Raw genomic sequence first — 18,588 nt, forward strand, 5'->3', positions numbered from 1 at the left:
CTAAGGTGCAACAGGTATTTTTTACGCTTGCAGCGTCATCAGGCTGGCGTTGCCGCCGGCTGCGGTCGTATTCACGCACAGGGCGCGCTCAGCGAGCAAACGCCACAGTGGGATGGCCCCATCCTCATTGGTGCCGATCAGGCCCACCAGCGCGCCGCTACGGGCTGCCAGAGAGGCATGCAGGCTTCCCGCCAGCATCGATTCCACCAGGGCGATCTGGAATTCGCAGTTTTCCAGGCTGGAAACGGTCTGAATGCGGTCTTTTACCGCTGCCGGCAGGTCGTTTGGCAGCAATGTCGCCGTTTCGCCGGTCACGATGACGAGGTTGCCAGTCGCCAGCGTGGCGGCGATCTGGTTCAGCAGGCCATCCAGCGTGCCGGCCGCGCACACAATCGCCCCACGGGATACCAGCGCCAGCGTGTTGCGCTCGCCGGTCGGGCCTGGCAAGGTGGTCAGGCTGCCCAGCAGCGTCGAACGGCTGTATTGCTCGGCCAGGCCGGCGACACGCTCGTGACCATGCATTTTCGACCAGACCACCAGTGCATCCAGTGCCGGCGTCGCCTGACGTTCGTGCGCCGGCGCGGTGACGGCGCCGCGTTGCAGACGTTTCAGGTACAGCGGACCACCGGCTTTCGGGCCAGTGCCGGATTTGCCTTCGCCGCCGAACGGCTGCACGCCAACCACCGCGCCAACGATGTTGCGGTTGACGTAAATGTTGCCGACATGCGCGCGTTCGGTGATGAAATCGATGGTTTCATCGATGCGCGAGTGCACGCCCAGGGTCAGGCCAAAGCCGCTGGCGTTGATTTGCTCCACCACTTTCGGCAGTTCGGCACGCTTGTAGCGGATCACGTGCATGACCGGGCCAAACACTTCCTGCGTCAGCTCGGCCAGCGAGCGGATTTCCAGCACCGTCGGCGGCACGAAGGTACCGGCGCTGGTCACGCTGGCAGGCAGATCCAGCGAGAAGTAGTCCACCGCCGTGGCTTTCAGCTTGTTGATGTGGCCCAGCAGGTTTTGCTGCGCTTCCGCATCGATCACGGGGCCGATATCGGTGACCAGGCGGTCTGGCGAACCCACATTCAGCTCGAGCATCGCGCCTTTCAGCATTTTGATGGTCTTGTCGGCGATATCTTCCTGCAGGAACAGTACGCGCAGCGCCGAGCAGCGCTGGCCGGCGCTGTCGAAGGCCGACGAAATCGCATCCTGCACCACTTGTTCCGGCAGCGCCGACGAATCGACGATCATGGCGTTCTGACCGCCGGTTTCAGCGATCAGCGGAATGTCGGCGTTTTCCGCCACGGCGCGCTTGGCCAGCGTACGGTTGATGAGCTGCGCGACTTCGGTCGAACCGGTGAAGATCACGCCTTTGACGCGGCTGTCCGAGGTCAGCGCAGCGCCCACCACTTCGCCGCGGCCCGGCAGGAATTGCAGCGCGGCGCGCGGAACGCCCGCCTCATGCAGCAGCTCGACCGCGCGGTGGGCGATCAGCGGGGTCTGCTCGGCCGGCTTGGCCAGCACCACGTTGCCGGCGGCCAGCGACGCCGCCACTTGGCCGGTAAAGATCGCCAGCGGGAAGTTCCATGGGCTGATGCAGGTCACGGGACCCAGCGCCAGCGTGTTGGTGGCGCCGCCCACTTCCGCCGCGTAGTAGCGCAGGAAGTCGACCGCTTCGCGCAGTTCGGCAATCGCGTTCGGCAGCGATTTGCCCGCTTCGCGGATCGCCAGCGTCATCAGTTCCATGGCGTTGCTTTCGAACAGATCGGCGGCCTTGGTCAGTGCGGCAGCGCGCACCGAAGGTTCGGTGGTTTGCCAGTCCATGGCGAAGCTGCTGGCGCTGGTCAGCGCGGTTTCGACGTCGGTGGCGCTGGCTTCCACCAGTTTGCCGACGACGTCGCTGCGTTGCGCCGGATTGGTGACGTCCAGCACCGGCTGACCAGCGCTCAGGCCGCCCGCCAGCAGTGGTGCCGCATGCCAGGTGCGCGGCGTGGCCAGCGCGGCCGCAATCTCGCGCAGCACGTTTTCATTGGCCAGGTCGAAACCGGCCGAGTTCTTGCGCTCGGCGCCAAACATGTCCAGTGGCAGCGCGATGCCGCCATGGGGCTTGCCGCCCAGCTCGCGCGCGGTGGCAACCGGATCTTTCAGCAGCGACTCAATCGGGATGGCTTCATCGACGATCTGGTTCACGAACGAGGAGTTGGCGCCGTTTTCCAGCAGGCGGCGCACCAGGTAGGCCAGCAGCGTTTCGTGGGTACCGACCGGCGCATAAATACGGCAGGCCTTGCCCAGATTGTCCTTGCCGACAACCTGGTCGTACAGCGATTCGCCCATGCCGTGCAGGCACTGGAATTCGTAGTCGCTGACGCCGTCGCGCTTGGCCCAGGTGTAAATCGTCGACAGGGTGTGCGCGTTGTGGGTGGCAAATTGTGGATAGATCAGGCCTTGTGCACCGAGCAGTTTTTGCGCGCACACCAGGTAGGACACATCGGTGTAGACCTTGCGCGTGTAGACCGGATAGCCGCTCATGCCGTCCACCTGGGCGCGCTTGATTTCCGCATCCCAGTAAGCGCCTTTGACCAGACGCACCATGAATTTGCGGCCGCTGCGTTTGGCCAGGTCGATCAGGTAATCGATCACGAACGGGCAGCGTTTCTGGTAAGCCTGCACCACGAAGCCGATGCCATCGAAACCGGCCAGCTCAGGATCGGCGGCCAGCGCCTCCATCAGATCCAGCGACAGTTCCAGGCGGTCCGCCTCTTCCGCATCGATATTCAGGCCGATATTGTATTGCTTGGCCAGCAGCACCAGCGAGCGTACGCGCGGCAGCAGCTCCTGCATCACACGCGCGTGCTGGGCACGGCTGTAGCGTGGGTGCAGCGCCGACAGTTTCACCGAAATGCCCGGGCCGTCCTTGATGCCGCGGCCGTTCGAGGCCTTGCCGATCGCATGGATCGCGGTTTCGTAGGAAGCGTAGTAATTTTTGGCATCCGCTTCGGTCAGCGCTGCCTCGCCCAGCATGTCGTAGGAATAGCGGTAGCCGCGCGCTTCGTTGGCCTGGCCGTTCTTGATCGCTTCATCGATGGTCTGGCCGGTCACGAACTGGTTGCCCAGCATACGCATCGCCAGGTCCACGCCTTTGCGGATCAGCGGCTCGCCGCCTTTGGAAATCAGTTTGGTCAGCGCCGAGCCCAGGCCCGCTTCGCTGTTGGTCGATACCAGCTTGCCGGTGATCAGCAGGCCCCAGGTGGCCGCGTTCACAAACAGCGATGGCGATTCGCCCAGGTGCTTGCGCCAGTCGCCTTTGCTGATTTTGTCGGCAATCAGGCGATCGGCCGTGGCATTGTCGGGAATACGCAACAGTGCTTCCGCCAGACACATCAATGCCACACCCTCATCCGACGACAGCGAAAACTCGTGCATCAGGGCATCTACACCGGATGCGCGGGTACGTTGCGTGCGGACCTGGCTGACCAGTTTGTAGGCCAGTTGCCCGGCCTGGTCGATGCTGCTGTCGTCGTGGTTTTTCAGCTGGTCGAGCAGCCACAGCACGGCGCTGACTTCGTTCTTGCGGTAGGCCGCCGTCACTGCTGCGCGCAGGGGAATCGGGTCACGCAGGACTTCCGCCTGGAGCGCGGCGAACGGGGTAAAACCGGTAGTGGTTGCTGCTTGCATTGAGAACTTTCAGAGAGAAATTTTGGAGCCGGCCCACCTACAAAAACACGCCCGGTCAGCATGGCTGGCGAGGCGTGAAATGAGGTGAACTGCTAATGATTCGATTGTAGTGGGATTTCTTCTGGATTAATTCTGGTAATGCGAGGGGCTAGCAATAGATAGTTTTTGATGAGACAATTTAACCAAATAATATTTATTTGGGAGTTCCAGGAAATGTTAGACAAGATCAGCAAAAAAATCTTGATGGAATTGCAGAGCGATGGCCGTATCTCCAATGTGGAGCTGGCCGCGCGGGTGAATCTGTCACCCGCCGCTTGCCTGGAACGTGTGCGCAAGTTGCACGAGTCCGGGTATATCATGGGTTACACGGCGCAACTGAATCCACAGCTGCTGGACGTGTCCTTGCTCGTCTTTATCGAGGTTGTGCTGGATCGCACCACGCCCGAAGTCTTCGACGCCTTCAAACACAGCGTCCAGGTAATCCCGGAAGTGCTGGAGTGCCATATGGTTGCCGGCGGTTTTGACTATCTCGTCAAAGCCCGCGTCAAGGACATGGCTGCCTACCGCGAATTCCTGGGTAAAACCCTGTTGCAGAAAGGCGTGCGCGAGACGCACACCTACGCCGTGATGGAAGAAGTGAAGAATACCACCAAGTTGCCCATAAAATAGCATCAAAGAAATAAATTAGTGGGGCCGCCCTAGGCGCCTGTTGTCAGACGGGGGACAGATGAAGCTTTTGCAGCACAAGATGGTGCAACGTGGATTGTGGATTTTGGCAGCGACAGCAGGCGGCACGGGCCTCGCCTATTTATGCAGGCTGATGGGCGCCGGGCCGGTCACGGCAGCGGTGCCGGCCGCGCTGGGCGGGGCGGCGCTGGCCTGGTGGGCGGCGCGGCAGGACCATGACGAAGGCGGCGTACGCCACTTTGCCCACACCGTCGGCGAGGAAATTGACGCCATCATGATCGGCGCGGCGGAAACCTCGTATTTTGTCGACTCCGTAAAGAAGAAAATCGAGCTCGACGTCAGCACCGCTGGCAATATTGTCCACAGCTCCAGCCAGAACGCCGATACCACCGAACGCATTGCCGCCAACGCCGAGCGCGCCGCCAGAATTGCAGCCCAGGTGCGGGGCGAAACCGAGGCCGGCCGCAGCGAGGCCGACAGTGGCCTGCAACGCATCCGCACCGCGCGCCAGGACGCGCAAACGGCCGCCGATGTGATGGCGGCGCTGCAAATCAACTCCCGCAAAATTTACGGCTTTACCGAGGCCATCAGCGAAATTTCCGCGCGCACCAACCTGCTGGCGCTGAATGCCGCGATTGAGGCGGCGCGCGCCGGCGAACAAGGCCGCGGCTTTGCCGTGGTGGCCAGCGAGGTGCGCCAGCTGGCACTGCGCACCAAGGAAGCGACCGACGAAATCAGCACCATGGTGCGTGAAATCAACCAGCAGGCGGAGCAAGCCGCCAGCGGCATGACCTCGCTCGCGGCCAAGGTCAGCGAGGCGGCCGGCAATGTGGAAACCGTGCACGGTCTGCTGGGCAATATCGAGCGCTCCTCGGGCGTGTCGGAAGAAGAGATTGGCGAGATTGCGCGCGCCTCGCGCGAGCATGTGACGACGACCGAAGACATCGCCGACGCCATCGCCCGCATCCGCGACAGTCTGTTATCCACCGAGAAGGAGTTGCCGCGCGCCGCCAGCTCGGCCATGGCGCTGGCGGAACGGGCGGAAATCATCACCGGTGCGCTGGGCGAGTCGGCGATTGCCACTTCGCACGATGAGATCCGCGAGGCGGCGCAGCGCGCGGCGGCGGACGTGGGCCGGATCTTTGAGCAAGCCATCGCCAGCGGCAAGATTTCGCGCGAAGCGCTGTGGGACCGCACATACACGCCGATCCCGAACACCGATCCGCCCAAGCACAAAACCCGGTTTGACGATTTCACCGACCGCGTGCTGCCGCCACTGCAGGAAGGCTTGCTGGCGACCATGCCGCAGCTGGCCTATGCCGGCGCGGTGGATAACAACGGCTATTTCCCCACCCACAACAAGAAGTTTTCCCAGCCGTTGACGGGCAACTACGATATCGACATCGTCAACAACCGCACCAAGCGGATTTTCAGCGACCGTACGGGCAAGCGCTGCGGCGCGAATACCAAACCGTTCCTGCTGCAGACGTACAAGCGCGATACCGGCGAGGTTATGCATGACCTGTCGGCGCCGATTTATGTGCATGGCAAGCACTGGGGCGGTTTCCGTATCGGCTACCGCTCCAGCAGCAAGCATTGATCAGCGGGTAGACGCCGGCGGCGTTGGCGGATTGCTGACGCGGTTCTGGGTGACCGTGTTCATCTTTTCCAGATGCACGCGCAGCCATTTGTGGGCCGGGCTGCGGGCATCGCGTTCGTGCCACAGCATGTCCAGGTGGACCGCCGGCAGCTGGAATGGCAATTCTTTGTGGATCAGCGCGTCGGTCATGCCGGTGGCGGCAATCAGGTGGCGCGGCAGCACGGTAATCAGGTCCGAGTTGGCCACCACGCGGCCAGCGGTAAAGAACTGGTTCACCGTCAGCAGGATGCGGCGCTCGCGTTGCAGCTGGGCCAGCGCCTCGTCAACCAGGCCGTGGGCACGGCCGGAGAAGCTCACCAGCAGATGGTTGGCGGCGCAGTAATTCTCCAGGTTCAGCTCGACCTTGGACAGCGGATGGTCGCGGCGCATCACGCACACATACTTGCCCGAATACAGGCGTTCATGGCGGATCGGCGAACCGGTCTCGTAGGACAGCTGGGCCGCCACGCCCGGGAAGAAACCCACCGCCAGGTCGATATCGCCGCGCAGCAGCATCGGCCGCGGCTCACGCGTGGTCAGCGGCACCATGCGGACATTCACGCCGGGCGCTTCGCTTTCAATCGAGCGCATCAGCGACGGCAGCCACATGGCGGCGGTGGCGTCGGCCATGGCCATGCGGAAGGTGGCGTGGGCGGCGGAGACGTCAAAGGTTTCCGGCGCCACCGCCGCTTCCAGGCTGGCCAGCGCGCTGCGCACCGACGGCCACAGCGCTTCGGCGCGCGGCGTCGGCTTGACGCCGTAGGCGGTGCGGATCAGCAGTTCGTCACCGAGGCTCTCGCGCAGCCGCTTGATGGCGTTGGACACTGCCGGCTGGGTCATGGCCAGATGGCCAGCGGCCCGGGTCAGATTTTGCTCTGTCATCACAGCGTCAAACACGCGCAGCAAGTTCAGGTCCAGCGTCAGAAAGCTCATAGCGGCTCAAGGTTAGGTGTCAGAGAAATAACGATAGCACAGACCATTCACCAAACGAATAATTGTTATCGAGAAAGTAAATTGGTAACTTATGTTGCGCCGCACTATAGTTACGTCAGATTCTAAAGCTACGGCTACACCATGTCCATCATCATTTCCGCAGTACAAGATTTTTCATTGATCGCCGCGATCAAGCTGGCGCTGCTGGTCGCTGTGAGCGGCGGCATGCTGGTGCTGTTCAAACCCCTGCTGGTGGGCTGCGTGCGCGCCGCCGTGCTGGTGGTTAAGCCGAAGATGAGCAAGGAGCAGCGTTTGCAGCGTCGCCAGATGCGCGACGCCATGCTGCTCAAGCGCATGATGAACCGCAGTGAATGCGATCCGAGCCATGCCGCAGAACTGCGCGCACTGGCCGCGCGCGCTTAAATATCAGGCGCGGCAAGGTCTGCCGCGCCGCAACATCACTTCTCTCCCAGCAGCGCCGGTTTCAAGGAACTGTCGACCGGCTTATCACCCAGCCAGATACGCAGCACCGCGTTGTAAAACGCCTGATCCGGCATCAGCTCGCCCAATTTCTTGCCATTCAGATAGCACTGGGTGCCCTCGTTCGGGGTCCAGTCCAGCGACAGCTGGTCGCCTTTCTTGAGCGCCGGCGTCTGCGCAAATACCTCACCGAACTTTTTGATTTGCGGCAGGATCTTGCTGAGTTCTTCCTTGCTGGTGTTGGCGTTGAGGCCGTCCATGAAGGCTTTGCCGAAGTCGTCCGAGCTGACTTCGCGCAGCATGGTGATGGCAACGCGGCGCGGACCAGGCACGGCCAGCACTTCCGGCACCGTGGTTTTCTTGTCGGTCAGGTACAGGCCGGCGGCATACACCTTGAAAATGACCTTGGTACGCAGGCCGGCGCCGTTCAGCTTGAGCTGCTGGCCCGCCAGCGTGATGGTGTCGTCGAATTTGGCGCCGGCCACCTCAACAGCGGCAAACGCAGGCAGGCAGGCCAGCAGGGCGCCGGCCATCAGGGTGTGCAGGATAGTTCTACGGTTCATGGGTGTCTCCGGGGTGGTATGTGATCGGACTATACCATCGTGGAGACGCGGCGGCGTGTTTTGCCGCACGGTCATGCTTTTTTGGCCTCTCAGGCCTTGGCGGCCTGCAGGCGCTCGAACTTGGCGAACAGCTGGTCTTTGGTTTCGCGGTGCTCGGGATGGAAGGGAATGCAGCTCACCGGGCACACTTGCTGGCACTGCGGCTCATCGAAGTGGCCGACGCACTCAGTGCACTTGTCCGGATTGATTTCGTAAATTTCCGCGCCCATGTAGATGGCGTCGTTCGGGCACTCGGGCTCGCAAACGTCGCAATTGATACAGTCGTCGGTAATGATTAAGGCCATGGCAGAACTCGCTTACTCGGTCTGGGTGGCAGCAATCTTCTTTTGCAGCCAGCGGTCGACCGATGGGAACACAAACTTGGACACATCCCCGCCCAGCATGGCGATTTCGCGCACGATGGTGCCGGAGATAAATTGATACTGGTCGGACGGCGTCAGGAACATGGTTTCGACGTCCGGCAGCAAATAGCGGTTCATGCCCGCCATCTGGAACTCGTACTCAAAGTCGGACACGGCGCGCAGGCCGCGCACGATCACGCGCGCATCGTTGTCGCGCACAAAATCCTTGAGCAGGCCGGAGAAACTCTCCACGCGCACATTGGGATAGTGGCCCAGGACTTCATTGGCAATTTCCAGCCGTTCATCGAGCGAGAAGAACGGCTTTTTGTTCTTGCTGTCTGCGACGCCGACCACCAGCGTGTCGAACAGACCCGATGCGCGGCGCACCAGATCTTCGTGACCACGGGTCAGCGGATCGAAAGTTCCCGGATAAACAGCTACTACCATTGCGGCTCCCTGCAGTGCACCAATATAGAACGCGCATTATGCCTGAAAAACGGGTTTTGGCTTAAAGTTGCCTTAAATTGGTGATGTTTTAACGGCAATTAGGCTTTGCGTTTTAATAAATGGTAGAACACCATTCCGGCCTTGTCGGCCCGGATGATTTCCCAGTCCGCCAGCCATTCCGGCGCCTCGCCTTCGGCGAACTCCAGCGCCAGCCCGGACTCGGCGTACACCAGGCCGCCCTCCTTGAGCAGTGTTGTGCACAGCGGCAGAGTGCGTTCCAAAAAGCTTTGCTGATAAGGCGGATCGAGGAAAATCAGGTCGTAGCGCTGGCCGCGCGTCACGGCGGACTGAAGCACCGCCAGCGCGTCGCCGCGCATGATGCTGACGTTGTCGGCCTTCAGCTTGGTCTTGATGTCGTCAAGCTGGCGCGTGACTTGGGTATTGCTGTCGATCATGGTGACCGATTGCGCACCGCGGCTGGCCGCTTCAAAGCCCAGCGCGCCGCTGCCGGCAAACAGGTCCAGTACCTGGGCACTGGCCCAGTCGCCGTCGCGCTGGTGGTTGATCCAGTTGAACGCGGTCTCGCGCACGCGGTCCGGCGTTGGCCGCAGGCCCAGCGCGGTCAGCACCGGCAGCGGCGTGCGCTTCCATTGGCCGCCAATGATACGCACCTGGTTGGCGTGCTGGGGACCGTGAACCGGAACTTTGGCGGGTTTGGCAGGCTTGCTGGCGGGCTTCTTTGGCATGAGGGCGTGTTCTAAGTCATTGATTCAACAGGCCATCATACCATACGGCAGCTTATTTCTGGTCGGTCGCCAGAGTCCGGAAGTCGTCGATCCAGCCCTGCATGCGCTTTTGCGCGTGGGCTTTCTGGGCTGGCGTGGCCAGCTTGATGACGGTCAGCACCAGTTGCAGATTGGCTTGCTCGTAACTGTCAAAGAAGGTTTTGCGTTCGGAGTTTTCCAGGCGTTCGAAGCCGTCCTTGATGAGCTCCTGAATCGCCGCCACGGTCGCTTCCTTGCCCAGCTTTTCACTCTGCACCCGGCGTGCCAGCGCCACGATATTTTTCTGGCGGCGCACGCGTTCATCAAGCCAGATCTCGTTATTCAGCGGCCGCGCATCGGAGGCCTGGCGGATCGCGGCTTCCTGCTCGGAGGTAAAGCTGCCGAACCACAGCTCAAACTGCTCCATGGATTTTTTATAGCGGAACTTTTGCTGCGCCTCGCGGTCGCCGCGCATATTCTTTTTACGGAAATCAGCATTGTTGGCGGCGAACTTGCGTTCCAGCGTGGCGATCTGGTCTGCTTGCAGCGAGCGCGTCAGGTCGGCCAGTTCCGGCGCTGCTTTCAACAGCAGCGACTCGGTGCGCTTCTTGATGTCGTCGAAATCGGTTTGCAGGTCGGCCTGGGTCGGGCCGGCAGTCAGCTGGCGCTGCGCGGTTTGCAGGATCTGCACATAATCCTGCAGCTGGGTCTTGCGGTGCCAGTGGAACAGCTTGTCGATATCTTCCCGCACCCATTCCTTCTGGTCGGAATTCAGGTCCACATAGCCGTCGATCCACCAGTACAGCAGCGTATCGCCATGGTTGTAGGCCAGGCGCAGCGAGCTGCATGCTGCAAGCAGCACCATCAATGTGAGCAGAAACAGTTGATACAGGGTCCGGACACCGGACAGGGGCATGGTAGACTTGTGCATTTATACACTCTCTCTGATTTGGCACCTATGAACGTCGTTATCCTCGCTGCTGGCATGGGCAAGCGCATGCAATCCGCGCTGCCGAAAGTGTTACACCCTCTGGCCGGCAAGCCGCTGCTGCAGCACGTGCTCGATACCGCGCGCAGCCTGTCCGCCGGCCGATTATGCGTGATTTACGGGCACGGAGGCGCAGCCGTGCAGGCGTTGCTTGCCAAACAGCCCGAGCAGGTCGCCACCGCGCTGCAGGAAAAGCAGCTGGGCACCGGCCATGCCGTGATGCAAGGTTTGTCTGAGCTCGACGACCAGGTCCCGACCCTGATCCTGTACGGCGACGTGCCGCTCACCACCACCGCCTCGCTGCAGGCGCTGATCGCCGCGGCTGGTAACGACAAGCTGGGCATTCTGACGGTCGAACAGGATGATCCTACCGGTTTAGGCCGGATCGTGCGTGAGAATGGCCACATAGTGCGTATTGTCGAGCAAAAAGATGCCACCGAGGCCGAGCGCGCCATCAAGGAAATCAACAGCGGCATCATGGTGGTGCCGACCCTGCGCCTGAAACAGTGGCTGGGCGCGATCAAGAACGACAACGCCCAGGGCGAGTACTACCTCACCGATATCGTCGCGCTGGCCGTGGCGGACGATGTGCCGGTGGTGTCGGCCCAGCCGTCGGCGCAGTGGGAAGTTGCCGGCGTCAACAGCAAGGTGCAGCTGGCCGAGCTGGAGCGCATTCACCAACGCAATATCGCCAACCAGCTGCTGGAACGCGGCGTTACGCTGCTGGACCCGGCCCGCATCGATGTGCGCGGCGAGCTGATCTGCGGCCGCGACGTCACCATTGACGTCGGCTGCGTGTTTGAAGGCAAGGTCGAACTGGCGGATGGCGTGCATATCGGCGCCCACAGCGTGATCGTCAACGCCCGCATCCTGGCGGGCGCGCAGATCAAACCGTTCTGCCATATCGAAGAAGCCGTGGTGGGCGATGCGTCCATCATCGGCCCGTACGCCCGGCTGCGTCCCGGCACCGTGCTGGCGGAGGATGTGCATGTGGGTAACTTCGTTGAAATCAAAAACGGCCAGGTGGCCGCGCACAGCAAGGCCAACCACCTGGCCTACATCGGCGACGCCACCATCGGTTCGCGCGTCAATATCGGCGCCGGCACCATTACCTGCAATTACGACGGCGCCAACAAGTTCCGCACCGTGATCGAAGACGACGCCTTCATCGGCAGCGACAGCCAGCTGGTGGCGCCGGTTACCGTGGGCAAGGGCGCGACGCTGGGCGCGGGCACCACGCTGACCAAGGATGCGCCGGCCGGCAAGCTGACGGTGTCGCGGCCACGCCAGGTGACCATCGAAAACTGGACCCGTCCGGTCAAGATCAAAAAATAAGCGCGGACTCCGCAGCAAACACCACGGCGCCTGCGGGCGCCGTTTTTTATGTGTGGATAAATCTGTGGGTAAGCCCTGAGCAAGCACGGGAAAACAGGTGGGCAAGCAGGTCCTGTCAGGCAAGCAGCGGTTTACAGTACTGGCGTTGTGTCGGCAAGCCCAAAACCGCCCACATTTTCAGCAAATGTGCATAACTCTGTGTGTAAGCGCGTGGGTAAGTGCTGAATAATGCCCTGATAACCCAGGAATAACTTTACAGGCCTGTGCATAAAGCTGTGGACAGGCCCGGGAAAGTGCGGGGATAAGCAATTGCCTCGCCGAGGTCATTGCATATTTGATACAATGAGAATAATTCTCATTCCGAATTTGCTGACCTGTGCATCAAACCGTGCCTATTTCCGACGTTGGACAGTTGTACGTCGCCCATCACCGCTGGCTGCTCGGCTGGCTGCGCCGCAAGGCCAATGGCGCCGACCATGCCGCCGACGTTGCCCAGGAGACTTTTGTACGTATCCTGTGCCAGCCGGAGCGCTGCTGCCGCGAAATGCGCGAGCCGCGCGCCTACCTGGCCACGGTGGCGCATCGCCTGCTCATCAATTACGCCGAACGGCAGTCGCTGGAGCGCGCCTATCTGGAAGTGCTGGCGCAACTGCCGCCCTGCCATGTGCCGTCGCCGGAAGAGCGCCTCATCATTCTCGAATCCCTGCACGACATCGACCGCATGCTGGATGGCCTGCCGCCCAAGGCGCGTGAAGCCTTTCTGCTGTCGCAGCTGGAAGGCCTGGGCTACAGCGATATCGGGGTACGCCTGGGGGTCACCGTACGCACGGTCAAGCGCTATATGGCCTCGGCATTTACCCAGTGTCTGATGGCCCTGGCATAAACCGCTGTCCCCTTTTCCGCAGTCGCCGGTCTTACTTAGTACCAATCACAACACAGGGAAAAGTAAGATGGTTCACAAGTTGCACATCACGGCATTGGCGCTGGCGCTGAGCGCCGCCTACCCGGCCTGCGCCGCCGACGAAGAACAGATCACCAAGGTGGAAGTCAAAGGCCAGAACCAGAGCGACGACAGCTATCTGGCTGGTTCGGCCCACACCTCGACCCGCATGGAAATGTCGATCCGCGACACCCCGCAATCGGTCAGCGTGGTCACGCGCGCGCTCATGGACGACCTCGGCCTGCACCGCCTGGACGAAGCGCTGGCGCTCAGCACCGGCATCATGATCGGCCAGCAGGATAGCGAACGCACCAGCTTTTATGCGCGCGGCTTCAGCATCAGCAATATCCAGGTGGATGGCATGCCGCAGGGCTCCAACTCGCCGCTGTCGGACACCATCCTGTACGACCGCATCGAAATCGTGCGCGGCGCCAGCGGCCTGATGGGCGGCACGGGCGATCCGTCGGCCGCCATCAACATGGTGCGCAAGCGCCCGGGCCGGACATTGCAGGGTAGCGCCAGCCTCATCTTCAGCCGCTGGAATGACCGCCGCCAGGAACTGGACCTGAGCGTGCCGCTGAGCGCTGACGGCAAGATCCGCAGCCGCGTCGCGCTGGCGCACCAGACACGCGATTCCTACATGGACATGTACCACGAGCGCAAAACCGTGGGCATGGCCATCGTTGAAGCCGATCTGACGCCCGCCACGCTGCTGACCGCCGGCATCGACTTCCAGCGCAACAAACCGACCGGCTCGACCTGGGGCGCGGTGCCGTACTGGAGTGCCGACGGCTCGCTGGCCAATCTGCCGCGCAACTTCTCGCTGAGCGCGCCATGGAGCACCTGGGCCAACAAGCAGCAAACCGTGTTCACGTCGATCGACCAGCGCCTGGGCAGCGGCTGGAAACTGCATCTGGGCTACGCCCGCACGGACAGCCGCAACAACACCACCGTGGTCAACGGCGGCGCCGGCTATCCGGATCCCGCCACCGGCAAAGGCATGAGCTTGTGGACCGGCGCCTGGGGCGAAGGCAAAGGCATCAACGACAACTACGATCTGTACGCGACCGGCCCGTTCACCCTGTTTGGCCGCCAGCACACGCTGATCGCAGGCTGGAATGGCGGCAAGCTGGTCAGCAGCAGCCAGGGCGGCGAAGCGCATCACGACTATCCTGATGCGATTCCAGACTACCGCAACTGGACCGGCAATATTCCGCGCCCGGTATTCGTGCCGGACGGCTCGCATACCGAAACCGAAACCAAGCTGGGCGGCGCCTACCTGGCCGGCCGTTTCAACCTGGCGGAACCGCTGACGCTGGTGCTGGGCGCACGCGTGAGCAACCACCGCACGGAGGATTCGGCGTTTGACACCCGCGGCAAATTCACTGGCAGCAGCAACCTGCAGGAGACCAAAAACGAAGTCACGCCGTATGCGGGCGTGGTCTACGACCTCAACCATCAGCTGTCGGCGTATGCCAGTTACACCACGCTGTTCAATCCGCAAACTTCCAAGGACAAGGACAACCACCTGCTGTCGCCGGAAACCGGCACCAATGCCGAGCTGGGCATCAAGGGCGAGTTTCTGGACAAGCGCCTCAATGCCTCGGCCGCTGTGTTCCGCACGCTGAAAAAGAATCTGGCCGTGCTGGACCGCTCCGTCCCGGCTGGCTTCAAACTGCCGGACGGCAGCCTGGCCTACGTGGCGGATGGCAACGGGTTGACCGCGCGCGGCATCGAGTTTGATGTTTCCGGCCAGATCACGCGCGACTGGAACGTCAGCGGCGGCTACACCATCCTCGACATCGCCACTGCCGATGGCAAGCGCGGCGAGCCGACCCAGCCGCGCCAGCTGCTGCGCCTGTCCAGCTCCTACCGCCTGAACCATGTGCTGCAAGGCCTGAAAGTAGGCGGCAGCCTGACCGCGCAAAGTGCCACCTATGGCGAATCCTGGTACGGCCGGCCCAAGGCCCCGGCCGGTGAGGCATCGCGCCTGACGCAAGGCAGCTATGCTTTGCTGGGTGTGATGGCGGGGTACGAGATCAACCGCAACCTGAGTGCCCAATTAAACGTCAGCAACCTGCTGGACAAGCAGTACTACCGCAACGTTGGCTTCTACGACAGCGTCTTCTGGGGCGAGCCACGCAATATCAGCCTCACCATGACGGCCAGGTTCTAACGCCGGCTGTGGATATCCCTGTGGTTAAGCAGGTGAAAACCACAGGGATAAGCACCGGGATAAGCTGAGGAAAAGCCCTGTATAAGCCAGTGCATAGCCTGTGCTTATGCAGGGATTAAGTCTGTATAACGTTGTTCAAGAGTTGCCAACAGCTTTATTCACAGGCTGATGCGGGTCTCGAATTTGCTGCGGAAAGTAGAGAAGTAAGCCTTCACATTCCGCACGTTGGCGTGGCTGGTGAACAGGCGGTGCGCCAGCGCGTTATAGGCCGGCATGTCGGCAACCTGCACCACCAGCACAAAGTCCGGCCCGGGCGCCACGCGGTAGCATTGCAGCACCGCCGCCTCGTTGGCGACCAGCGCTTCAAACGCCGTCATGCGCTCGGCGGCCTGGATATCGAGCGAGATTTCCACCAGCGCCGTCAGGCTGGGGCCGACTTTTTCCGGCGCCACGATGGCCACCTCACGCTGAATCACGCCGCTTTCGCGCAACTGCTTGACCCGCCGCAGGCAGGTTGGCGGCGAAATGTGCACCGCAGCAGCCAATTCCGCATTGGTTTGAGATGCATCAACTTGGAGCGCATTGAGAATGCGACGATCTATTTCATCCATGAGTCAAAATTGAAAGAATATTTCATGTGGTCAGTATGGTGAAATTTTATGTCATTTTCAATAGGAATTAGAAAGCATATTTCACGGCCACTACTCTACGATTGCGGCTAACCTAATCCACTCACCGAGGTATTCTATGTGCGGCATCGTCGGCGCAGTAGCGCAACGCAATATCACTCCCATTTTGCTGGAAGGTCTGAAACGCCTGGAATACCGCGGTTACGACTCCTGCGGCGTGGCCCTGCACGTGGACGGCCAGCTGCAGCGCTCACGCAGCACCTCGCGTGTGGCTGACCTGGAACAGCAAATCAAGGAAGCCCGGCTGGAAGGCTACACCGGCATTGCCCACACCCGCTGGGCCACGCACGGCGCGCCGGCGTCGCACAACGCCCACCCGCACTTTTCGCCCTCGACCGAGCAGGCGCGCATTGCGCTGGTCCACAACGGCATCATTGAAAACCACGACGAACTGCGCGCCGAACTGACCGCGCTCGGCTATGTGTTCCAGAGCCAGACCGACACCGAGGTGATCGCCCACCTGGTCGAGCATATGTACAACGGCGACCTGTTCGACACCGTGCAGCAAGCCGTCAAACGCCTCGATGGTGCGTACGCGATTGCCGTGTTCTGCCGCGAAGAACCGCACCGCGTGGTTGCCGCTCGCCAGGGCTCGCCGCTGATCGTCGGCCTGGGCCAGGGCGAAAACTTCGTGGCCTCGGACGCCATGGCGCTGGCCGGCACCACCGACCAGATCATCTATCTGGAAGAAGGCGACGTGGTTGACCTGCAACTGGGCCGCGTATGGATCGTCGACAGCAACGGCAAGCAAGTCGAGCGTGACGTGAAAACCGTGCAGGCCCACACTGGTGCCGCCGAACTGGGGCCGTACCGCCACTACATGCAGAAAGAAATCTTCGAACAGCCCCGCGTGATCGGCGATACGCTGGAAGGCGTCACCGGCATCATGCCCGAACTGTTTGGCGATGGCGCCTACAACGTCTTCAAGCAGATCGACCGCGTGCTGATCCTAGCCTGCGGCACCAGCTACTACTCCGGCCTGACCGCCAAGTACTGGATCGAATCGGTGGCCAAGATTCCCGTCAACGTTGAAATCGCCTCCGAATACCGCTACCGCGACAGCGTGCCGCATCCGAACACGCTGGTGGTCACCATCTCGCAAAGCGGCGAAACCGCCGATACCCTGGCCGCGCTGAAACACGCACGCAGCCTGGGCATGGAACACACGCTGACCATCTGCAACGTCGGCCACAGCGCCATGGTGCGCGAATGCAAACTGGCCTACATCACCCGCGCCGGCGTCGAAGTGGGCGTGGCATCGACCAAAGCCTTCACCACCCAGCTGGCGGCGCTGTTCCTGCTGACGCTGGCGCTGGCGCAAGTCAACGGCCACCTGACGGAAGCAGAGGAAGTCGAACACCTGAAAGCCATGCGCCACCTGCCCGTCGCCATTTCGGCCGTGCTGGCGCTGGAGCCACAGATCATCGCCTGGGCCGAAGATTTCGCGCGCAAGGAAAACGCCCTGTTCCTGGGCCGCGGCATGCACTACCCGATCGCGCTCGAAGGCGCGCTGAAACTCAAGGAAATCTCGTACATCCACGCGGAAGCCTATCCGGCGGGCGAGCTGAAGCACGGCCCGCTGGCGCTGGTGACCGAAGAAATGCCGGTGGTCACGGTTGCGCCTAACGACGCGCTGATCGAGAAGCTCAAGTCGAACATGCAGGAAGTGCGCGCGCGCGGCGGCCAGCTGTACGTGTTTGCCGACGTCGACTCGCGCATCACCTCGGGCGAAGGCGTGCACGTGATCCGTCTGCCGGAACACTACGGTCTGCTGTCGCCGATCCTGCACGTGGTTTCCCTGCAGCTGCTGGCTTACCACGCCGCCGTCGCTCGCGGCACCGATGTGGACAAGCCGCGCAACCTGGCCAAGTCGGTCACGGTGGAATAACCATCCTGGATCTCCGGCCAGTGTCTTTGATCGACAATTATCGTGGGAAATTTCCCCCTCTAAGCCACCCCCCGATCGACAATTAAAGTCGGTTCGTGGGAAATTTCGACAATCACGAGGGAGGTGTGCTTAGATTGACTAATATTGCGGGGCCTTTCGCCCTCTAAGAACCCATAGATTGACTAAAAAAGTAAGTTATGGGACTTTTTGACTAAGCCAATTATCATGCTTACCTTCCCGGTCTATTCTCTAACTGCGGCACATCTGTCTCTAATGGCGGCACCAAACTTTGATTGACCATGTTCTCGAATGGTGTCATCGTCACCGAGCTTAGATACGGACTCAGAGTTTGTGACGATGGATAAAAATGAAGACGATGCGCGCCAACGAACTATCCAAAAGCTGCGCCAGGGAATGGTTTGGTACTCGCACGAGGAATTGGCTCAACTGGTTACCACCGCAGGAACTCACGGTACTGAGGTGATCTCACATTGGCTGCGTGAGAGGAGAATATTTTGTGTGCCTGGACAGATTGTCCTATACCCACAGTTTCAGTTTGACGCGAAGCATTTGCCACATCCAATAATCAAGGATGTCCTCGCCTGCTTTACGGCTAAAGAAGCGTGGGCGATTGCGGCTTGGTTCTTTTTTCCGAACGGGTGGATCGCGAGAGTACAAGAAGGAGCGGAAGTTGCGGTCCCCCCAATGCAGATATTAGACAACACCGAGGAGTTGCTAAACGCAGCGAGGAAGGAGCGGGACGGGACTCACTTTGCGTGAAAGGACATCTAATATTCGGCTCCCTTCACTTGAAATACTCTCGTCTCTAACAAAACTACTGCGCAGATTTAATATGGGACGCGTGACATGAGCAATCGTGGATTGAAGCGACGGCATATCCTTCAGCGGCGGCGTACTTTCTTGCTCAACAAGCCTAGAACACTCGGTGAACTACTGGAAAGGTGGAGGAAGGAACCCCCACTTTC

Annotated in this window: 16 protein-coding genes; 8 read left to right on the top strand and 8 right to left on the bottom strand. The window is 61.0% G+C overall.

Annotated elements, in window-relative coordinates:
• Positions 1–21: 21 nt before the first annotated feature.
• Positions 22–3,672: a trifunctional transcriptional regulator/proline dehydrogenase/L-glutamate gamma-semialdehyde dehydrogenase gene (gene putA, locus GTP58_RS13155; protein ID WP_161077832.1), complete on the bottom strand. Its 3,651-nt coding sequence runs from the start codon at positions 3,670–3,672 to the stop codon at positions 22–24.
• 213 nt (positions 3,673–3,885) lie between these two features.
• Here putA and GTP58_RS13160 point away from each other — a divergent pair, with 213 nt between their 5' ends.
• Positions 3,886–4,341 (top strand): Lrp/AsnC ligand binding domain-containing protein, encoded by a 456-nt coding sequence (locus tag GTP58_RS13160; protein WP_008443393.1) that lies wholly within the window; start codon positions 3,886–3,888, stop codon positions 4,339–4,341.
• A gap of 58 nt (positions 4,342–4,399) precedes the next feature.
• Positions 4,400–5,959, top strand: coding sequence for a methyl-accepting chemotaxis protein (locus tag GTP58_RS13165; protein ID WP_161077833.1), 1,560 nt, complete (start codon positions 4,400–4,402; stop codon positions 5,957–5,959).
• Here GTP58_RS13165 and GTP58_RS13170 read toward each other — a convergent pair whose 3' ends face one another.
• Complete coding sequence (locus tag GTP58_RS13170; protein ID WP_072783019.1) at positions 5,960–6,931, bottom strand: LysR family transcriptional regulator; 972 nt, start codon at positions 6,929–6,931, stop codon at positions 5,960–5,962.
• 141 nt (positions 6,932–7,072) lie between these two features.
• Between GTP58_RS13170 and GTP58_RS13175 the strand changes: the two genes are divergently transcribed.
• On the top strand, positions 7,073–7,354 hold the full coding sequence (locus GTP58_RS13175) for a hypothetical protein (protein ID WP_161077834.1): 282 nt from the start codon (positions 7,073–7,075) through the stop codon (positions 7,352–7,354).
• 35 nt (positions 7,355–7,389) lie between these two features.
• Here GTP58_RS13175 and GTP58_RS13180 read toward each other — a convergent pair whose 3' ends face one another.
• From GTP58_RS13180 to GTP58_RS13200, 5 genes are all read right to left on the bottom strand, one after another.
• Entirely contained in the window at positions 7,390–7,974 is a 585-nt protein-coding gene (locus GTP58_RS13180) for a chalcone isomerase family protein (protein WP_072783023.1), read from the bottom strand.
• A gap of 89 nt (positions 7,975–8,063) precedes the next feature.
• On the bottom strand, positions 8,064–8,318 hold the full coding sequence (locus GTP58_RS13185) for a YfhL family 4Fe-4S dicluster ferredoxin (protein WP_072783025.1): 255 nt from the start codon (positions 8,316–8,318) through the stop codon (positions 8,064–8,066).
• Between the two features lie 12 nt (positions 8,319–8,330).
• Entirely contained in the window at positions 8,331–8,822 is a 492-nt protein-coding gene (coaD, locus tag GTP58_RS13190) for a pantetheine-phosphate adenylyltransferase (RefSeq protein ID WP_072783027.1), read from the bottom strand.
• Positions 8,823–8,920: 98 nt separating this feature from the next.
• Positions 8,921–9,568, bottom strand: coding sequence for a 16S rRNA (guanine(966)-N(2))-methyltransferase RsmD (rsmD, locus tag GTP58_RS13195; protein ID WP_161077835.1), 648 nt, complete (start codon positions 9,566–9,568; stop codon positions 8,921–8,923).
• A 52-nt stretch (positions 9,569–9,620) separates the two neighbouring features.
• On the bottom strand, positions 9,621–10,517 hold the full coding sequence (locus tag GTP58_RS13200) for a DUF6279 family lipoprotein (protein ID WP_229215560.1): 897 nt from the start codon (positions 10,515–10,517) through the stop codon (positions 9,621–9,623).
• A 27-nt stretch (positions 10,518–10,544) separates the two neighbouring features.
• Here GTP58_RS13200 and glmU point away from each other — a divergent pair, with 27 nt between their 5' ends.
• The 3 genes from glmU (at position 10,545) to GTP58_RS13215 (ending at position 15,025) form a co-directional block, all read left to right on the top strand.
• Complete coding sequence (glmU, locus tag GTP58_RS13205; RefSeq protein WP_161077836.1) at positions 10,545–11,909, top strand: bifunctional UDP-N-acetylglucosamine diphosphorylase/glucosamine-1-phosphate N-acetyltransferase GlmU; 1,365 nt, start codon at positions 10,545–10,547, stop codon at positions 11,907–11,909.
• Between the two features lie 394 nt (positions 11,910–12,303).
• Positions 12,304–12,792 carry a sigma-70 family RNA polymerase sigma factor gene (locus GTP58_RS13210; RefSeq protein ID WP_072783649.1) on the top strand — a complete coding sequence of 163 codons (489 nt, stop codon included), beginning with the start codon at positions 12,304–12,306 and terminating at the stop codon, positions 12,790–12,792.
• Between the two features lie 67 nt (positions 12,793–12,859).
• Positions 12,860–15,025 carry a TonB-dependent siderophore receptor gene (locus GTP58_RS13215; RefSeq protein ID WP_161077837.1) on the top strand — a complete coding sequence of 722 codons (2,166 nt, stop codon included), beginning with the start codon at positions 12,860–12,862 and terminating at the stop codon, positions 15,023–15,025.
• 158 nt (positions 15,026–15,183) lie between these two features.
• On the opposite strand, the gene GTP58_RS13220 is transcribed toward GTP58_RS13215, so the two are convergent.
• Positions 15,184–15,636 carry an Lrp/AsnC family transcriptional regulator gene (locus GTP58_RS13220; protein WP_072783033.1) on the bottom strand — a complete coding sequence of 151 codons (453 nt, stop codon included), beginning with the start codon at positions 15,634–15,636 and terminating at the stop codon, positions 15,184–15,186.
• A gap of 136 nt (positions 15,637–15,772) precedes the next feature.
• On the opposite strand from GTP58_RS13220, the gene glmS reads away from it, so the two are divergent.
• Together glmS and GTP58_RS13230 are read left to right on the top strand one after the other, a co-directional pair.
• Positions 15,773–17,602, top strand: a complete 1,830-nt coding sequence (gene glmS, locus GTP58_RS13225) for a glutamine--fructose-6-phosphate transaminase (isomerizing) (protein WP_161077838.1) — start codon at positions 15,773–15,775, stop codon at positions 17,600–17,602.
• A gap of 357 nt (positions 17,603–17,959) precedes the next feature.
• A complete protein-coding gene (locus tag GTP58_RS13230) occupies positions 17,960–18,382 on the top strand; it encodes a hypothetical protein (protein ID WP_161077839.1) in 423 nt (140 codons plus the stop codon).
• Positions 18,383–18,588 lie beyond the last annotated feature (206 nt).

Origin of the sequence: Duganella sp. CY15W, assembly GCF_009857555.1 — a bacterium.
Lineage (GTDB): Bacteria > Pseudomonadota > Gammaproteobacteria > Burkholderiales > Burkholderiaceae_D > Rugamonas > Rugamonas sacchari.